This is a genomic window from Sphingomonas populi (assembly GCF_004208535.1).
Classification (GTDB): domain Bacteria; phylum Pseudomonadota; class Alphaproteobacteria; order Sphingomonadales; family Sphingomonadaceae; genus Sphingomonas; species Sphingomonas populi.
On sequence record NZ_SGIS01000003.1, the window covers coordinates 58900 to 77202 of the forward strand.

General features: G+C 69.0%; 17 protein-coding genes and 1 riboswitch. Of the genes, 15 read left to right on the forward strand and 2 right to left on the reverse strand.

The annotated features are described in order from the left end of the window. Nucleotides 1–196 precede the first annotated feature (196 nt). Complete coding sequence (locus tag EWE75_RS02845; protein ID WP_130155187.1) at nucleotides 197–1072, reverse strand: aldo/keto reductase family oxidoreductase; 876 nt, start codon at nucleotides 1070–1072, stop codon at nucleotides 197–199. A gap of 93 nt (nucleotides 1073–1165) precedes the next feature. Between EWE75_RS02845 and EWE75_RS02850 the strand changes: the two genes are divergently transcribed. The 8 genes from EWE75_RS02850 (at nucleotide 1166) to cobJ (ending at nucleotide 11807) form a co-directional block, all read left to right on the forward strand. Then, entirely contained in the window at nucleotides 1166–2077 is a 912-nt protein-coding gene (locus EWE75_RS02850; protein ID WP_130155188.1) for a LysR substrate-binding domain-containing protein, read from the forward strand. A 91-nt stretch (nucleotides 2078–2168) separates the two neighbouring features. Further along, nucleotides 2169–3854, forward strand: a complete 1686-nt coding sequence (locus tag EWE75_RS02855; protein ID WP_130155189.1) for a GH39 family glycosyl hydrolase — start codon at nucleotides 2169–2171, stop codon at nucleotides 3852–3854. A gap of 73 nt (nucleotides 3855–3927) precedes the next feature. Next, nucleotides 3928–4154: riboswitch (cobalamin riboswitch) on the forward strand. A 168-nt stretch (nucleotides 4155–4322) separates the two neighbouring features. After that, entirely contained in the window at nucleotides 4323–5360 is a 1038-nt protein-coding gene (gene cobW, locus EWE75_RS02860) for a cobalamin biosynthesis protein CobW (protein ID WP_130155190.1), read from the forward strand. Nucleotides 5361–5367: 7 nt separating this feature from the next. Continuing rightward, complete coding sequence (gene cobN / locus EWE75_RS02865; protein WP_130155191.1) at nucleotides 5368–8634, forward strand: cobaltochelatase subunit CobN; 3267 nt, start codon at nucleotides 5368–5370, stop codon at nucleotides 8632–8634. Next, nucleotides 8631–9716, forward strand: coding sequence for a cobalamin biosynthesis protein CobG (locus EWE75_RS02870; protein WP_231708176.1), 1086 nt, complete (start codon nucleotides 8631–8633; stop codon nucleotides 9714–9716). Before cobN ends, EWE75_RS02870 begins: the two co-directional genes overlap by 4 nt. Continuing rightward, nucleotides 9716–10345 carry a precorrin-8X methylmutase gene (locus tag EWE75_RS02875; protein ID WP_130155192.1) on the forward strand — a complete coding sequence of 210 codons (630 nt, stop codon included), beginning with the start codon at nucleotides 9716–9718 and terminating at the stop codon, nucleotides 10343–10345. Before EWE75_RS02870 ends, EWE75_RS02875 begins: the two co-directional genes overlap by 1 nt. Then, nucleotides 10342–11067, forward strand: a complete 726-nt coding sequence (gene cobI / locus EWE75_RS02880) for a precorrin-2 C(20)-methyltransferase (protein WP_130155193.1) — start codon at nucleotides 10342–10344, stop codon at nucleotides 11065–11067. The genes EWE75_RS02875 and cobI overlap by 4 nt, the downstream gene beginning before the upstream one ends. Beyond that, nucleotides 11064–11807 carry a precorrin-3B C(17)-methyltransferase gene (cobJ, locus tag EWE75_RS02885; RefSeq protein ID WP_130155194.1) on the forward strand — a complete coding sequence of 248 codons (744 nt, stop codon included), beginning with the start codon at nucleotides 11064–11066 and terminating at the stop codon, nucleotides 11805–11807. The genes cobI and cobJ overlap by 4 nt, the downstream gene beginning before the upstream one ends. On the opposite strand, the gene EWE75_RS02890 is transcribed toward cobJ, so the two are convergent. After that, nucleotides 11783–12532: a cobalt-precorrin-6A reductase gene (locus tag EWE75_RS02890; RefSeq protein ID WP_130155195.1), complete on the reverse strand. Its 750-nt coding sequence runs from the start codon at nucleotides 12530–12532 to the stop codon at nucleotides 11783–11785. The genes cobJ and EWE75_RS02890 overlap by 25 nt on opposite strands. Here EWE75_RS02890 and cbiE point away from each other — a divergent pair. From cbiE to bluB, 7 genes are read left to right on the forward strand one after another with little or no spacing between them, the layout of a single operon-like run. Next, nucleotides 12531–13733, forward strand: coding sequence for a precorrin-6y C5,15-methyltransferase (decarboxylating) subunit CbiE (gene cbiE / locus EWE75_RS02895; protein ID WP_130155196.1), 1203 nt, complete (start codon nucleotides 12531–12533; stop codon nucleotides 13731–13733). The genes EWE75_RS02890 and cbiE overlap by 2 nt on opposite strands. Beyond that, nucleotides 13715–14095, forward strand: a complete 381-nt coding sequence (locus EWE75_RS02900; RefSeq protein ID WP_427915762.1) for a cobalamin biosynthesis protein — start codon at nucleotides 13715–13717, stop codon at nucleotides 14093–14095. Before cbiE ends, EWE75_RS02900 begins: the two co-directional genes overlap by 19 nt. Then, nucleotides 14092–14877: a precorrin-4 C(11)-methyltransferase gene (cobM, locus tag EWE75_RS02905; RefSeq protein WP_130155197.1), complete on the forward strand. Its 786-nt coding sequence runs from the start codon at nucleotides 14092–14094 to the stop codon at nucleotides 14875–14877. The genes EWE75_RS02900 and cobM overlap by 4 nt, the downstream gene beginning before the upstream one ends. Then, nucleotides 14874–16181 carry a cobyrinic acid a,c-diamide synthase CobB gene (locus EWE75_RS02910; protein WP_130155198.1) on the forward strand — a complete coding sequence of 436 codons (1308 nt, stop codon included), beginning with the start codon at nucleotides 14874–14876 and terminating at the stop codon, nucleotides 16179–16181. The genes cobM and EWE75_RS02910 overlap by 4 nt, the downstream gene beginning before the upstream one ends. Next, entirely contained in the window at nucleotides 16178–16900 is a 723-nt protein-coding gene (gene cobA, locus EWE75_RS02915; protein ID WP_130155199.1) for a uroporphyrinogen-III C-methyltransferase, read from the forward strand. The genes EWE75_RS02910 and cobA overlap by 4 nt, the downstream gene beginning before the upstream one ends. Next, entirely contained in the window at nucleotides 16897–17658 is a 762-nt protein-coding gene (gene cobF / locus EWE75_RS02920) for a precorrin-6A synthase (deacetylating) (RefSeq protein ID WP_130155200.1), read from the forward strand. Before cobA ends, cobF begins: the two co-directional genes overlap by 4 nt. Further along, the gene (gene bluB, locus EWE75_RS02925; RefSeq protein ID WP_130155201.1) at nucleotides 17655–18296 is read left to right on the forward strand and encodes a 5,6-dimethylbenzimidazole synthase; all 642 of its coding nucleotides are present in this window, start codon (nucleotides 17655–17657) and stop codon (nucleotides 18294–18296) included. The genes cobF and bluB overlap by 4 nt, the downstream gene beginning before the upstream one ends. Nucleotides 18297–18303: the final 7 nt, after the last annotated feature.

An 18303-nucleotide genomic window follows, 5' to 3' on the forward strand; every position in this document is an offset into this window, starting at 1 on the left:
ATCATCGTCGTCGCGATCATCATCGCGATCATCGTAGCGGTCTTCATCGGACTAAACCTGTCGCACTACAAATCCGTTCAGCAGCCCGGCCAGCCCGAACCCGGCGCCGCCAAACAGGGTCCGCAGGATCTCGGCACCGCGAACCAGCAGTACCGACGGGCCTCGACGCGGGTCGCGTCGCGGCCCTTCGCACCAATCAGGCGGCTGTGGTCGCCAGACCGTCGAGTTCGGCGAGCACAGCGTCGGATAGGGTGAGTTCGGCCGCAGCGAGGTTCTCGGCCAGATGCGCGACGCTCGACGTGCCGGGGATCAGCAGGATGTTCGGCGCGCGCGCCAGCAGCCACGCGAGCGCGACTTGCATCGACGTCGCGCCGATCCGCGCAGCCAACGCTGCGAGCGCGTCCGACTGGATCGGCGCGAAGCCGCCGAGCGGGAAGAACGGCACATAGGCGATGCCCTCCGCCGCGAGCGTATCGACCAGCGCATCGTCCTCGCGGTGGACGAGATTATACTGGTTCTGCACGCACACCAAAGGCGCGATCCGCTGCGCCTCCGCGACTTGCGCCGCTGTCGCGTTGCTGAGGCCGAGGTGGCGGACCAGTCCCTGCTCGCGCAAGCCCGCCAACGTCGAGACTTGCGGTTCGATCGGACCTTCCAGCGGGCCATGTACCGCACCCATCAGCCGCAGATTGACCACGTCGAGCACATCGAGCCCCAGGTTGCGCAGATTGTCATGCACCGCTTGGGTCAGTTCGGCCGGGCTTTGCGCGGGCAACCACGAAGCATCGTCGCCGCGCACCGCGCCGACCTTGGTCACGATCGTCAGATCGTCACGATAGGGATGCAGCGCCTCGCGGATGATCTGATTGGTAACGTGCGGGCCGTAGAAATCGCTGGTATCGATATGGTCGACCCCCGCCTCGACCGCCGCGCGCAACACCGCGACCGCCGCGTCGCGGTCTTTGGGCGCCCCGAACACGCCCGGCCCGGCGAGCTGCATCGCGCCATAGCCCATGCGGCTAACGGTGCGGTCGCCCAGACGGAACGTTCCGGCTTTGGCAAGATCGGTCATGGCACATCTCCTTGGTGATGGCGCGGATATGGACTTCCCCCGATCATCCGATAAGTCGGTCCAATCGGAACGGGCTGTGCGGATATTCGGACAATGGCGGCGGAACTCGATGATCTCTCCAGCTTCGTCGCGATCGTCCGCGCCGGCGGCTTTCGTGATGCCGCGCGCGTCTCGGGCGGTTCGGCGTCGAGCTTGAGCGAGGCGGTGCGGCGACTGGAAGCGCGGCTCGGCGTGCGGCTCCTCCATCGCACCACCCGCAGCATCGCGCCGACCGAAGCCGGGGCGCGGTTGTTCGAGCGACTGTCGCCAGCGCTCGCCGAGGTGCGCGCAGCGCTCGACGTAGTGAACACCTTCAAGGATCGACCCGCCGGCACGCTGCGGCTCAACGTCCCCGCCAATGTCGCGCGCACTGTGCTGCCGGGTATCGTGCCCGCGTTCCTCACCGCCTATCCCGACATCCGCTTGGACGTGACGGTCGAGGACAGCTTCGTCGATATCCTCGCCTCGGGCGCGGACGCCGGCATTCGCTACGAGGAGCGGCTCGAACAGGACATGATCGCGGTCCCGATCGGCCCGCGCACCCAGCGCATCCTCACCGCCGCCGCACCCGCCTATCTGGCCGCGCATGGCCGGCCGGCGCATCCCCAGGACTTGCTCCAGTACGCCTGTATGCGCAGCCGCTTCTCCGGTGGCGCGATCGCGATATGGGAGTTCGAACGGGCCGGAGAGATCGTGCGGGTCGATCCGCTCGGCCCGCTGCTGGTGCAGCCCGGTCTGGCCTGCGACCTGCTCATCGACGCCGCCATCGCCGGGCTGGGCATCGTCCATCTGTTCGAGGACTGGCTCAAACCGCATATCGCCAGCGGGGCGCTGGAGACGGTGCTCGACGACTGGTGCGAGCCGTTCTCCGGCCCGATCCTCTATTATTCGGGCCGCCGCTATCTGCCGACGCCGCTGCGTGCCTTCGTCGATTTCATCAAGGCGCATCCGTTTGCGGAACGGTGAAGAAATCGGAACATGTTCTGGCGGCAGCGTTATTTGCGATATACCGATAACCTCGCAGCCGCGATCACGGCGCGACGGGAGAGGATTAATGATGACGATCTGGAAAACGATCGCGGCGACCTTTGCACTGGCAGGTCTCCCCTTCCCCGCGCTCGCGCAGGACGGCACACCACGCCAGGTCTCCGTCATGATCGACGCCAGCCGCAGCGTCGGCACGTTACGGCCGACGTGGCGGTTCTTCGGCGCCGACGAGCCGAACTACGCGACGATGAAGGACGGCCGCAAACTGCTGGTCGAACTCGGCGCGCTCAAGTCCGGCCACGTCTATTTCCGCGCGCACAATCTGCTGACCAGCGGCGACGGCACCGCAGCCTTCAAATGGGGCAGCACCAACGCCTATACCGAGGACAAGGCCGGCAAGCCGGTCTATGACTGGACGATCGTCGACGGCATCATCGATACGTACCGCGCACAGGGCATCCACCCCTATCTCCAGATCGGCTTCATGCCCGAGGCACTGTCGAGCGCACCGGCGGGCTTGCCTTACCGCCACAACTGGAAGCCCGGCGTCGATTACGGGAAGATTGCGACCGGCTGGAGCTACCCGCCCAAGGATTACGCGAAATGGGGTGAACTGGTCTATCAATGGACTCGCCACAACGTCGAGCGCTACGGTCGCGCCGAAGTCGAGCGCTGGTTTTTCGAGGTCTGGAACGAACCCAATCTCGACTTCTACTGGCGCGGCACGCCTGAAGATTTCTACAAGATGCACGATTACGCCATCGCCGGCGTGCGCCGCGCCCTGCCGAGCGCGCGCGTCGGCGGGCCTGACGTGGCGGGCGCGGGCGGCACCTTCATGGACGGCTTCCTTCAGCACGTCACCTCCGGCAGGAACTATGCGACCGGGCAGATCGGCACCCCGACCGACTTCCTCTCGTTCCACGCCAAGGGCAAGCCGAGCATTGTCGATGGCCATGTCCGCATGGGACTAGCCACGCACCTGATGGCGGCGGACGGCGGCTTTACCAAGGTGCTGTCGGTTCCGAGCCTGGCCGCCAAGCCGGTGGTGATCGGCGAGAGCGATCCCGAAGGCTGCGCCGCCTGCCCCGGCCCGGAGAACGCCTATCGCAACGGCACGATGTATTCGAGCTACACCGCCGCCAGCTTTGCGCGGATCTGGGAACTGGCGGCCAAGCGCAAGATCAACCTCGCCGGCATCGTCTCCTGGTCGTTCGAGTTCGAGGGCCAGCCGTGGTTCGCCGGCTATCGCCAGCTTGCTACCAATGGCGTCGATCTGCCCGTGCTCAACGTATTCCGCCTGTTCGCGAAGCTTGGCGAGACGCGGTTGGCGAGCACCAGCAGCGCGGAAATCCCGCTCGAAAGCGTGATGGCGGACGGCGTGCGCGGCACCCCGGATGTCGGCACGCTCGCCACGCGCGCTGCCAACGGCAAGCTCGCCGTGCTGGTGTGGCATTATCACGATGACGATCTTGCCGGCCCCGACGCGCAGATCCACATTGCCCTGAACGGCTTGCGAAACACACCCGCGGCGGCGACCGTGTGGCGTGTCGACCCCACCCACGCCAACGCCTTCGCGGCATGGCAAAAGATGGGGTCTCCACAGGCCCCGAACGCCGCGCAATACGCGGCGCTGGAAGCCGCCTCGCGGATGCACCCGGAAACCGTGAGCATCGCGCGCGGCAAGGCCGGCGCGGCGACGCTCGACGTGCCGCTCGCCCGGCAAGGCGTCGCGCTCGTTCTGCTCGACGGGGCATGAGCCGGACCGGCGGAAATCGAGAATTGGCAAGCCGTAACGCTTGCGTTAGATGCAACGCCGAGGCCCATGATCGGGTCTTGATGATCGCGCCGGTGCCCCGCGAGGGGCTTGAATGGGAATGCGGTGCGGGGTTCGCCCCAAAACCGCGGCTGTCCCTGCAACTGTGAGCGGTGAGCGACGGCATCAGGCTCTTTCGGGAGCAGCCACTGGATCGGCGCATCTGCGGATGCGTCCTCTGGGAAGGCGATGCCGCAGCGTTGACCCGCAAGCCAGGAGACCTGCCGGCGATATGGTCGCTCTTGCTTCGGCCCAGGGGATGGCTGCGGCACGGTTCTCCGTCTGAGCGACGAGCCTGTGCGGCTGGGGCTGCATCGGTGCGTGGCGCGGGCGGCATTCGGCGCCTGTCCGTCGTTGCGCGCCGACCGATATCGGTCCCCGCCGGTCGTTGCTTGCGCCGTGGGGAAGAGCATGTCCGATTTATCCAAGGTTCCCGTAACCATCGTCACCGGCTTTCTGGGCGCTGGCAAGACGACGCTGATCAACCATTTGATCCGGGAATCCGGCGGGCGTCGGCTGGCGGTGGTGGTCAACGAATTTGGCACCCTGGGCGTCGATGGCGATATCCTGAAGGGCTGCGCGATCCCCGATTGCCCGGCCGAGAATATCGTCGAACTGGCCAATGGCTGCATCTGTTGCACCGTCGCCGACGATTTCATTCCCACCGTGGAGACGCTGCTCGCGCTCGACCCCCGGCCCGATCACATCCTGATCGAGACATCGGGCCTCGCGCTGCCCAAGCCCCTGCTCAAGGCCTTCGACTGGCCCGCGATCCGATCCCGCATCACCGTCGATGGCGTGATCACGCTGGCCGATGCCGAGGCGGTCGCGGCCGGGCGTTTCGCACCCGACCTGACCGCGCTCGACGCGCAACGCGCCTCCGATCCGAGCATCGATCACGAAACACCGCTGTCCGAGGTGTTCGAGGATCAGCTCGCCTGCGCCGACATGGTGCTGCTGACCAAGTGCGACCTCGCCGGCCCCGACGGCATCGCCGCTGCCCGCGCGGTGATCGCCGCCGAGACGCGCAAGCCGCTGCCGGTGGTTGAGATGGTCGACGGCGTGATCGATCCTCGCGTCGTGCTCGGCATCGGCGCGGCGGCGGAGGATGATATCGCCGGACGCCCCTCGCATCATGACGGTGAGGACGAACACGAGCATGACGATTTCGACAGCGTCGTCGTGGATTTCGGTGAGATCGCCGCGCCGGACGATCTGGCGAAGCGCATCGAAACGCTGGGACAGGGCGGCGATGTGCTGCGGGTGAAGGGCTACGCCGCCGTCGCCGGCAAGCCGATGCGGCTTCTGGTGCAGGCGGTCGGCGCGCGGGTTCGGACGCATTACGACCGGCCCTGGCGCGGCGACGAACCGCGGCGCACCCGGCTGGTCGTCATCGCCGAGCGCGACCGGCTCGATCCGACTGCGATCCGGGCCGCGCTGACGGTCTGATCCGGCGATGCACGTCATCTTCCGTGAAACGCACGGGCTGGAGGAGAGCGCCACGCCACGCGATCTGGGGCAGGATGCCGCCGATCTCGTGGTGCTGTCGTTCTCGGACAGCGATCTCGGCGCGTTCGCGGCCGGGTGGCGCGCAATGATGGCGGAGGTGGGTGATGGCGGGGTGCCGACCTTGCGGCTCGCCAACCTCGCCGAACTGACGCACCCGCTCTCGGTCGATACCTATGTCGAACGCACACTCGGCGCCGCCAAGGGCATATTGATCCGGCTGATCGGCGGCACGGCCTATTGGTCTTATGGGTTGCAACAGGTGGAGATGCTGGCGCGCCAGCGCGGCATCGCGCTGGCGGTCATTCCAGCGGACGGGCGACCGGACTCCCGGCTCGACGCCGCGTCGACGATGCCGGTCTCCACGCTGCGCCGGCTCGCGCAGCTTTGCGATATCGGCGGCGCAGCGGCGGCGCGGGCCGCACTCGCCCAATTTGCGCTGGCGGCGGGTCTGTCTGTCAAACCCGGACAGGCTGCGCGCGCCATCGCGGCGGTGGGCGGATGGTCGCCGGATCACGGCGTCGCCTGCCCTGCCGCATTCGCGATGACGGCGGCGCGACCGCGTATCCTGATCGTCTTCTACCGCTCATATCTGACCGCAGCCGATCTCGATCCGATCGCCACGCTGCACGCGGCGTTCGGCGCGCGTGGGTATGATGTGCTCGGACTGTTCGCGCCGTCGCTCAAGGATGTCGAGGCGCGGGGCTGGCTGCGCCGGTGGGTGACGGCGCTGGCACCGGCCGCGATCGTCAACGCGACCGCTTTCTCCGCACGCGACGAGAGCGGCGAAACCCCGCTCGACGGCGCAGGGGTGCCGGTGTTCCAGATCGCGCTCGCCACCTCCGACCGGGAAGCGTGGATCGACGCGCCGCGCGGCCTCTCGCCCGCCGATCTGGCGATGCACGTCGTGCTGCCCGAGGTCGATGGCCGTCTGTTCGCCGGCGTGGCGAGTTTCAAGGACAGCGCGACGCGCGATCCCGACCTGCAATATGCCCGCCGCGAACATCGTGCCGATCCGGCGCGGATCGACGCTATCGCGGCGCGCGTCGACGGCTGGATCAGTCTTGCGGCAACGCCCACAGTCGAACGCCGCCTCGCCATCATCCTGTCGACCTATCCCGGCAAGGCGCACCAGATGGCGCATGCCGTTGGCCTCGACGCCTTCGCCTCGGTTGAGGCGATGCTGAACGATCTGGCGGACGCCGGCTATGCGACCCTGCCCGCCACCGACGTGCCTGGAGCGCTCGGATCACGGTGGCTGGAATGGCCGATCGCCGACTATCGCGCGGCGCTCTCGCGCTTGCCGGCGGTGTTGCAAGCCGATCTCGCCTCCGCATGGGGTCGGCCCGAGGATGATCCCGCTGTCGTCGGCACCCTATTCCGGTTTGCCGCAATCGAAGTCGGCGGCAGCATCGTCGCGCTTCAGCCTGAACGTGGCGGCTTGGCAGCGCGGACGGCGGAATATCACGATCTGTCGCGTTGCCCGCGCCACGGCTATGTCGCCTTCTATCTGTGGCTCCACGCGCGCGCCGATGCTGTGGTCCATGTCGGCGCGCATGGCACGCTGGAATGGTTGCCCGGCAAGGCGGTCGCGCTGTCAGGCGACTGCTGGCCGGAGGCGCTCACGGGGGCGATGCCGGTCATCTACCCCTTCATCGTCAACGATCCCGGCGAGGCCGCGCAGGCCAAGCGCCGCATCGGCGCGGTCACGATCGGCCATGTGCCCCCGCCGCTGGAACGCAGCGGCAGCGGCGTTGGGCTGGGCCGGCTGGAAGCGCTGCTCGATGAATTTTCCAACGCGGATGGACTCGATCCGCCGCGCCGTGCGCGCCTGCGCGGCGATATCCGCGACGAAGCCGAGGCACTCGGGCTGGAAAGCGTGCTCGGTCTCGACACCGCCCGCTCGGATGCGGAAGCGATCACCCGGATCGACACGTTCGTCTGCGACGTGAAGGACGGCCAGTTCGGTGACGGACTCCATGTGTTCGGACGCGGCGATCAGGGCGCGGCGGAACGCGCCGGGCTGCTTGCTGCGCTCGACGGGCGGCGCGTACCGCCGGGTCCGTCGGGATCACCCTGGCGCGGGCGGCGCGACGTGCTGCCAACCGGGCGCAACCTCTACACCACCGATCCGCGCGCGGTGCCCTCGCGATCGGCGCATGCGCAGGGCGTACGGCTTGCCGACGAACTGATCCGCCGCCATCTCCAGGATCAGGGCGACTACCCCACGGGATTGGTGGTCGATCTGTGGGGATCGGCGACGATGCGAACGGCGGGCGAGGAATTCGCGATGGCGCTCCATCTGCTCGGCGCTGAGCCGGTGTGGGATATGGGTTCGGACCGCGTGACCGGTGTCGAGATCCTGCCGCTGGCGATGCTCGACCGGCCGCGCATCGACGTGACGTTGCGCGTGTCCGGGCTATTCCGCGATGCCTTCCCGACATTGTGCGCGATGTTCGGGCAGGCGGTTCGCGCGATTGCCGCTCGTGACGAGCCAACGGATCGGAATCCGTTCGTCGGCACGGCGCCCACCCCGCGCGTCTATGGCCCCGCGCCGGGCCGCTACGGTGTCGGCATCGGCGACGCTGCCGACATCTACACGCCCGAAGCGCGCCACAGCGCGGGCGAAGCGTGGCTCGCCGCTTCGTCGCATGCGCTCGATAGCGCGACCGATCACGCCGATCCGGCGGGCCTGCGTCAGCGCGTCGCCGCCGCCGACACGTTCCTCCACGTACAGGATCTGCCCGAAACCGACCTGTTGCTCGCCGCCGACTATGCCGCGCATGAGGCAGGCTTCGCGGCCGCGCAGGGCGTGACCGGCGGCACCGCCACGCTGTACCATCTCGACGCGACCGATCCCGACCGTCCCCGCGCGCGTCCGCTGGCCGAGGAGATCGCCCGCGTGGTCCGTGCCCGCGCCGCCCATCCCGGCTGGGTGGCGGGCATAATGCGCCACGGCTTTCGCGGCGCGGCGGAGCTTGCCGCCACGCTCGATCACCTCGGCGCGTTCGCGCATCTCGCCGGCGTGGTGACGCCCGAATCGATTGATCTGTATTACGATGCGACGCTGGCGCGCGACGATGTCCGCGCGTTCATGGCCGCCGCCAACCCGGCGGCGCTGGCGGCGATGCAGGCGCGTTTCGCCGCGCTCCATGCGGCGGGCCTGTGGCAAACGCGGCGTAACTCGATCCTCGCCACGTTGGACGGCACCGCATGATCCGTGGCTGGTGCCCGACAGCGTGGCGGCCGATGGCGGCCGGCGACGGCCTGCTGGTGCGCGTTCGCCCGCAGCTCGGGCGGCTGACGCGCGAGCAGATGCTCGGGCTGTGCGACGCCGCGCTCGCTTGGGGCAACGGCCAGATCGACATGACCAACCGCGCCAATCTGCAAATCCGCGGTGTCACTGAACATGGTTTGGAGCCGCTGGTCGCAAAGCTGGTCGCGCTCGGCCTGGTCGATCCCGATCCGGCGCGAGAGGCGCGACGCGCCATCCTCGTTGCGCCCGAATGGACGGTGAGCGACGACACCCACCGCATCGCCGCCGAACTGGAACGCCGGCTCAGCGAGCTTCCCGACCTGCCGGGCAAAGTCGGTTTCGCGATAGACGCCGGGCCGGCGCCGGCTTTGCACGCCGATCCCGCCGATTTTCGTATCGAGCGCGGTGCCGAAGGTGGACTGATCCTGCGCGCGGACGGGCGGGAAAGCGGCGTCGCTTTGCCCCCCGGCAGCGAGGTCGATGCGCTGATCGCGCTGACCAAGTGGTTCGTCGCCACCGGAGGCTGTGATGCCGGGCGGATGGCACGTCATCGCGCGCCGCTGCCGGGCTGGGCAAACGGGTCGGAACGCCCCGCCCCGCCCCCAGCGGGATTGACGGCGGGACGTCACGATCTCGGCGCGGCGCAAGGGCTGCCATTTGGGCGCATCGACGCTGAAACCTTCCGCGCCTCAGACGCGCGCGCGATCCGCACCACGCCGTGGCGGATCGTCCTCCTCGAAGGGGTGGCACACGCGTCCAACACCAACGTCCACCTCCCCACCGATGCCTGCGTGGGCGCACCCGCCTGCCCGCAAGCGAGCGTCGAAACGCGCAATCTCGCCACGCGGCTCGCACCGCTGATCGCTGGCCGGCTCCACGTCTCGGGGTGCGCGAAGGGGTGCGCCCGCGCGGCCCCGGCCGACGTCATGCTGACCGGGCGTGGCGGGCGCTACGATCTCGCCTTCGATGCCCGCGCCGACGCGACACCCATGCTGTCGGGGTTGAGCGCTTCCCAAGTCCTGACCTATTTCGGAACTGTCTGATGCCGCACGTTTATGAAACCGATGGCGCGGCGATCTATCGCCAGTCCTTCGCCACCATCCGCGCCGAAGCGGCGCTGTCGCGCTTCAGCGCGGAGGAGGAGCAGGTCGCGGTCCGCATGATCCACGCCACCGGGCTGGTCGATCTGGCGGCGCACATCCGCTTCTCACCCGACTTCGCTAACGCCGCGCGCGCCGCACTGGAGCGGGGTGCATCGATCCTGTGCGACGCCCGCATGGTCACAGAAGGCATCACGCGTGCGCGCCTGCCCGCCGACAATCCGGTGATCTGTACGCTCCACGCGCCCGAAACGCCCGAGCTGGCACGCACGATGCGCAACACACGCTCCGCCGCCGCGCTGGAACTCTGGAGACCGCATCTCGCCGGCGCGTTGGTCGCGATCGGCAATGCGCCTACGGCTTTGTTCCATCTTCTCAACATGCTCGAAGACCCGGCGTGCCCCCGCCCCGCCGCGATCATTGGCTGTCCGGTCGGGTTCGTCGGCGCTGTGGAGTCCAAGGCGGCGCTCTGGGCCGAACAGCCCGTGCCCTGCGTGATCGTCGAAGGGCGAATGGGCGGCAGCGCGATCACCGTCGCGGCGATCAACGCGCTGGCGAGCCGCGCAGAATGACGCCCGGCATCATCCACGGTGTCGGCCTCGGCCCCGGCGCGCAGGATCTGATGAGCGTGCGCGCCGACCGGCTGGTGCGCGGCGCGCGCCATATCGCCTTTTTCCGCAAGGCGGGCCGGTCCGGGCAGGCACGGCGGATCGTCGATGGCATGCTCCGCGCCGACGCGACCGAGTTCGCGATGGAATATCCCGTCACCACCGAGATCGCGACCACCGATCCGAGCTACAACGCACACCTCAGCGGCTTCTACGCTGACTGCGCGCGGCATCTCGCCAAGCTGTCAGAGGCGGGCGAAGACGTGGTGGTGCTGTGCGAGGGTGACCCGTTCTTCTACGGATCGTTCATGCACCTCCACAGCCGGCTGACCGGAATCGTGCCGGTGCGGGTGGTGCCGGGGATGACCGGCATGTCGGGCGCCTGGACCGCCACCGACACGCCGATCACCTGGGGCGACGACGTGCTGACCGTGCTGACCGCGACCTTGCCCGAGGCCGATCTCGTCCGCCGCATCCGCGATACCGATGCGTTGGTGGTGATGAAGATCGGCCGCCATCTCGACAAGCTGCGCCGCGCGGTCGCCGCCGCCGGGCGCGAGGAAGGCGCGTGGCTGGTCGAGCATGCCGCGATGCCCGACCAGCGCGTCACCCGCCTCTGCGATGCGGATAGGGTCGCGCCGTATTTCTCGATCCTGCTCATCCACGGCCAGGGGCGCCGGCCGTGAGCGGTTGGCTCGCCATCGCCGGCCTCGGCCCCGGCGACGCGGCGCTGGTCACGCCCGAAGTCACCGCTGCGCTGGCGGAAGCGACCGACGTGATCGGCTACATTCCCTATGTCGCACGGGTGGCGCCGCGCGCTGGGCTGACGCTGCATCCGTCCGACAATCGCGTCGAATTGGACCGCGCGCGCCACGGGCTCGATCTGGCATTGGCGGGGCGGCGGGTGGTGGTGGTGTCGTCGGGCGACCCGGGCGTCTTCGCGATGGCGGCGGCGGTGTTCGAGGGCGTAGAGCAAGGCCCGCCCGAATGGCGCGCGATCGACATCCGCGTGCTGCCCGGCATCTCGGCGATGTTCGCTGCCGCCGCGCGCGCGGGCGCGCCGCTCGGCCATGATTTCTGCGCGATCAACCTGTCGGACAATCTCAAGCCGCAAGCGGTGATCGACCGGCGCATCCGGCTCGCGGCCGAGGCGGATTTCGCGATTGCTTGCTACAATCCACGATCCAAGGCGCGGCCGGATGGGTTGACGGCGGCGTTCGCGATTGTGCGAGCGGTGTGCGCGGACGATCGCCCGGTGCTGTTCGCCCGCGCGGTCTCGACGCCCGAGGAACATCTGCGGATCGTACCGTTGCCCGAGGCGCGCGCCGAAATGGCGGACATGCGAACGGTCGTCATCATCGGCTCAAGCCAGACGCGCGTGATCGCGGGAACGCGCTTCCTCTACACGCCCCGGTCGGCGGCGTGATCGATCCAGCGCAGCACGGCGGCGACGTCATGGACTTCCGTTCGCTCGGGCAGTCGCGGACGGTCGATCATCAGCACGGGCAGCCCCAACACGCGCGCGGCGGTCAGCTTGGCCTCGGCACCACGTCCGCCGGCATTCTTGCAGACGACGAGATCGATCGCCTGTGCGCGCATCAACGCTGTGTCGGCCCCTGCGGTGAAGGGTCCGCGATCGACCACGACGTGGTGATGCGGCAGGGCGATGGTTTCCGTCGGGGCATCGACAAAGCGCAGCAGATAGCGATGCTGCGGCTGAGCCGCGAAGGCATCGACATGCATCCGCCCGAGCGCGAGCATCACACGACGCGCCGGCCCGGCGAGCGCGGCGACGGCACCGGCGATGTCTGGGGCGTATTGCCAGCGATCACCGGCCTCTGGCGTCCACGCGGGCCGAGTCAGCGCGAGATGCGCGACGCCGGCCCGCGCCGCAGCGGTAACCGCGTGGGCGCTCATCTGCGCGGCAAACGGGTGTGTGGCATCTACCAGATGCGTGATACCGGAATCGCGCAGATACGCGGCAAGGCCATCGATACCGCCGAAGCCGCCGATCCGAACGCGCACCGGTTGCGGCTTCGGATTGGCGACGCGGCCTGCGTAGCTGAGCGTGGCGCGCAGGCCGCGCTCCGCCAGCGCCACCGCGAGCGCGCTGGCTTCGGTGGTGCCGCCGAGGATCAGGATGTGCGGCATGACTGAGCGGAATCCGTGGCTGACGATCGTCGGGATCGGCGAGGATGGACCGGCGGGCCTCTCCGCCGCAAGCCGCGAAGCGATTGCGCGCGCCGATTGGGTGACCGGCGCGGCGCGTCACCTCGCGCTGCTGCCCGATCTGCCCGCCGACGCCGTGCCCTGGCCGGCGCCGTTCGCGGATGGCATAGCGCCGCTGCTCGCGCGACACGGCAGCAATGTGGTGATGCTGGTTTCGGGCGACCCGTTCTGGTTCGGCGCCGGATCGGTGGTGACACGCCATCTCGCGCCCGACGAATGGGTCGCACACCCTGCCCCTTCCACCTTCGCGCTCGCCGCCGCACGGCTCGGCTGGGCGATCGAGGAGACCACCTGCCTCGGGCTGCATGCCGCGCCGTTCGAGCGTTTGCGTCCGCACCTCAGTCAAGGCGCGCGCGCCATCGTGTTGGTACGCGACGGCGCGGCGGTTGCGGGGCTGGCCCGCTATCTTGCGGCATGCGGGCTCGGCGCGAGCGATCTGTGGGTGCTGGAGGCGCTCGGCGGCCCACGCGAACGCATCCGCCGGACACAGGCAGCGGCGTGCGATTTCGCGGATATCCTTCACCCCGTCGCGGTCGCGCTTGAGGTGGCGGGCACCGGCGCGGTCCTGCCGGCAGCGTCGGGACGACCGGACGACTGGTTCGCGCACGACGGGCAGATCACCAAGCGCCCGATCCGCGCGCTGACGCTCTCCGCGCTCGCACCCAGGCCGGGCGAGATGCTGTGGGACATCGGCACGGGATCAGGCTCGGTCGCGATCGAATGGCTGCTTGCCCATCCCGCGACACAGGCGCTGGCGTTCGAGGCCGATGCGACGCGGGCGGCACGCGCGCGCGACAATGCCGCCGCGCTCGGCGTCGATCGGCTGCATGTGATCGAGGGGCGCGCCCCCGACGTGCTTGGCGGCCAGCGCTTGCCCAACGCGGTCTTCGTTGGCGGCGGGCTGTCGGACGCGCTGCTCGAATGGCTCCGCACGACCCTGCCGCACGGCACGCGGCTGGTCGCCAACGCGGTGACGCTCGAATCTGAAGCGCTGCTGGCGCGCTGGCACGGCGACATGGGTGGCGAGCTGATGCGGATCGAGCTCGCCGACGCCGCGCCGATTGGCACGCGGCGGGGATGGCGGTCGCAATATCCGATCGTGCAGTGGAGCGTGACGCTGTGATCGTCGCCGGCTTCGGCTATCGCAGTGGCGCGAATGTGGCATCGTTACGCACGGCGCTCGCGCTGGCGCAGAACGGCCATCCGCCCGTCACAACCTTGGCCGCCCCTGCAGACAAGGCCGCGCTGCTGGCGTCTCTCGCCGAAGCGCTCGAACTGCCGCTGATCGTCGTGACGCCGGAGGCATTGCGGGCGGTCGAGACGCCGACCCGCTCGCCTATTAGTCTCTCCGCACGCGGCACCGGCAGCGTCGCCGAAGCCGCCGCGCTCGCCGCAGCCGGCGCGGGCGCGCGGCTTATAGCGCCGCGCCACATCTCCCCGGATCGCATGGCGACCTGCGCCATCGCTGAAGGATTTCAATCATGACCGTCCATTTCATCGGCGCCGGCCCGGGCGCACCCGATCTGCTGACGTTGCGCGGACGCGACCGCATCGCCGCATCGCCGGTCTGCCTCTATGCCGGATCGCTGGTGCCCCGCGCGCTGCTCGATCATTGCCCGCCGGGCGCGCGGATCGTCAACACCGCGCCTCTGTCGCTCGACGCGATCCTCGCCGAGATCGTCGATGCACAGGCACAAGGGCTGGACGTGGCCCGGCTCCATTCGGGCGATCTGTCGATCTGGTCGGCGATGGGCGAACAGCTTCGCCGCCTGCGCGCGCTCGGCATCCCCTTCACCATCACGCCGGGCGTCCCCGCCTTCGCCGCCGCCGCCGCCGCGCTCGAGTCCGAACTGACCTTGCCCGGCCTCACCCAATCGGTCGTGCTGACCCGCACACCGGGCCGCGCGAGCATGATGCCGCCAGCGGAGACCCTCACGGCCTTCGCCGCGACCGGCGCGACGCTGGCGATCCATTTGTCGATCCACGCGCTCGACCGCGTGATTGCCGATCTGACTCCCGCATATGGCGGCGACTGCCCGGTTGCGATCGTCTGGCGGGCGAGTTGGCCTGACGAGCGGATCGTGTGTGCCACCTTATCGACCGTGGTACAGGCGGCAGCGGGCGGCCCCGAGCGGACCGCGCTGATCCTCGTCGGCCCGGTCCTCGCGCCGGCCGATTTCGCCGAAAGCAGCTTGTACGCGCGCGAGTATGACCGTCGTTTCCGGCCGCAGACCGCCGCCTCGCCTTTCGCCGGAACCCGCGAATGACACCCGGATTGATGATCGCCGCACCGGCCTCCGGCACCGGCAAGACCACGGTGATGCTCGGCCTGTTGCGCGCGTTGCGCGACGACGGTCTCACCGTCCAGCCGTTCAAGAGCGGCCCCGATTATATCGACCCCGCGTTCCACCGCGCGGCGAGCGGGCGGCGGTCGTTCAACCTCGATAGCTGGGCGATGGCGGAGGCGATGCTGCACAGCCTCGTCGCGCAAGGACGCGATGCCGATTTCGTCCTCGCCGAGGGATCGATGGGGCTGTTCGATGGCGTCGCCACGCCTGGCGCGGCCGGTAACGGCGCCACCGCCGATGTGGCGAAACGCATGGGCTGGCCAGTCGTGCTCGTCATCGACGTGTCCGGGCAGGCGCAGTCCGCCGCCGCGACGGCGCTCGGCTTCGCGCGCTATGATCCCGATCTGGCGGTCGCGGGCGTGATCCTCAACCGGGTGGCGAGTCCGCGCCACGAGCGGCTCGCGCGCAGCGGCATGGCGGCGATGGGCATCCGCGTGTTCGGTGCGCTGCCACGGCGCGGCGACCTCAAGCTGCCCGAACGGCATCTCGGGCTTGTCCAGGCCGCCGAGCATCCCGATCTCGACGCGCGCATCGCCGACTATGCGGCGTTCCTGCGCGAGCATGTCGATCTCGCCGCGCTGCGCCACGCCGCCACCGCTGCCCCCAAAGACGCCGCCGAACCGTGGCGGTTTACACCGCCGGCCCAGCGTATCGCGCTGGCGCAGGACGCCGCTTTCTCGTTCACCTATCCGCACATGCTTGATGCATGGCGGCGCGCGGGCGCGGAAATCCTGCCCTTCTCTCCGCTGGCCGATGAAGCGCCCGATACGAGCGCCGATCTCGTCTGGTTGCCGGGCGGCTATCCCGAGCTTCACGCCGGGCGTCTCTCAGCGGCGGCGACGTTCCACGCCGGTCTGGCCGAACACGCGCGCACCCGCGCCGTTCATGGCGAGTGCGGCGGCTATATGGCGCTGGGCGAGGCGCTGATCGATGCCGATGGCGCGCAGCACCGCATGGCCGGGCTGCTGGGCCTCGTCACCAGCTATGCGCAGCGGCGGATGCACTTGGGCTATCGCCGCGCGACCTTACGCGCGCCGATGGCGGGCGTCGGCGAAGGCACCGACCTGCGCGGGCATGAGTTTCACTATTCGACGATCCTCGAACAGCCCGATTCACCGCTCGCGTTTGTCACCGATGCCGACGGAAATGCCGTGGACGAGACGGGATCGTACCGTGGGCGCGTGTCGGGCACGTTCTTCCATCTGATCGCGCCTGCGCGATGAGCGGGTTCGTCTCGTTCGTCGGATCGGGGCCGGGCGATCCCGAACTGCTGACGCTGAAGGCGGTGGCCCGGCTCGGTGCAGCCGACGTCGTGCTGTTCGACGATCTCTCCTCGGGGCCATTGCTCAGCCATGTCCGGCCCGGCGCGGACCTCGTCGCGGTCGGCAAGCGTGCCGGGCGCGCCTCGCCCACTCAGGCGCATGTGTCGCGGCTGCTGGTCGATCATGCCGCCACCGGCGCGCGCGTGGTGCGGCTCAAATCGGGCGACCCCGCGATCTTCGGACGGCTTGAAGAGGAAATCCTCGCGCTGCGCGCCGCGCGCATCGCGTTCGAAATCGTGCCAGGAGTCACCTCCGCGTCGGCTGCGGCCGCTGCGGCGGCGATTCCACTGACGCGCCGGCTGAACGCCCGGCGCGTCCAGTTCGTCACCGGTCATGACGTCACCGGCGGCCTGCCCACCCTCAACATGGCCGCGCTCGCTGATTCTGATGCGACAACAGTCGTATTCATGCCCAAGCGCACCTTCGCCGAACTGGCGGCGCGACTCGTCGATCACGGCCTGTCGCCCGATACGCCGGCGCTGCTGGCGGAGAATGTCGGTAATTCCGGCCAGCGGCTCGTGCGCTCGACCATCGCCGCATTGGCGCAAACCCTGCGCGTTGAGATCGGCACCGCGCCCGCGCTGATCCTCTATGGCCCGCTGATGGAGGAAGAAACGTGATCGACCTCCACCTGATCGGCATCGGCACCGGCAACCCCGATCACCTCACCCGCCAAGCCGAGGCAGCGATGAACGCGGCCGATCTGATCCTGCTCCCGCGCAAGGGCCAAGCCAAATCAGACCTGATCGACCTGCGCCGCACGCTCTGCGCGACGGTGTTGACCAAGCCCGTGCGCGTCGTCGAGTTCGACCTGCCCGTGCGCGCAGACAGCAGCGACTATCTCGCCGCCGTGGGCGACTGGCACGATGCGATCGCCGCGACATGGGCGGCTCAGATCGCCCGGCATCTGCCGCATGGCGGGCGGCTGGCATTGCTCGTCTGGGGCGATCCGTCGCTATACGACAGCACGCTGAGGATCGCGGAGCGGTTGCAGACAGGCGGCATGGCGATGCGCGTTCATGTCGTCCCCGGCATCACCAGCCTGCAGGCACTCACCGCCGCGCACGCGATCCCGCTCAACACGCTCGGCGCCCCGATCGTCGTCACGACTGGTCGTCGGCTGCGCGACGATGGCTGGCCTGAGGCCGCAGATACCATCGCGGTGATGCTTGATGGGGCGTGCGCCTTCACCACGCTCGACCCGGAAGCGGTATTGATCTGGTGGGGCGCGTATCTCGGTATGGCGCATCAGGCACTGATCGCGGGCCCGCTGGCGGAGGCTGGTCCGCAGATCGTGACCCGCCGCGCAGCGCTGCGGGCCGAACATGGCTGGATCATGGATACCTATCTACTCCGCCGTGAGCGATCCGCCGCATGACCGAACCCACGTTCGATGCCGGGTTCCTCGCGCAACTCGATGACCTGCTCCGCTGGCGACGCGACGTCCGGCATTTTCAACCCACGCCGATACCCGAAGCCGACATGCGCCACCTGCTCGCCACGGCGGCGCTGGCGCCATCGGTCGGCAACGCTCAGCCTTGGCGCTTCGTCCGTATCCGGTCGGAAGGCTTGCGCGCGCGGCTCGCCGATCACGTCGATGCCGCCAGCCGGGAGGCAGCGGACGCCTTCACCGACGACGGCCTGCGCGAGCGCTATGGCGCGCTGAAACTCCACGGTCTGCGCGAGGCGCCCGAACTGCTGGCGGTGTTCTGCGACGACGATCCGGCGGCGGGTCACGGCCTCGGCCGCGCGACGATGGCCGAGACGCTTCGCTATTCCACCGTCACCGCGATCCATACGCTTTGGCTGGCCGCCACCGCGCGCGGGCTTGGGCTGGGCTGGGTCTCGATCCTCGATCCCGTGGCCGTAACCGCGATGCTCGACGTGCCGGCGCGCTGGTCGTTCGTCGCCCTGCTGTGTATCGGCACGCCGCTTACCGGCTCCGATATCCCCGAACTCGAACGGCGTGGCTGGCAGGCACGCGAACCCCTCGCCGACAGGGTGTTCGAACGCTGAGCCGCTG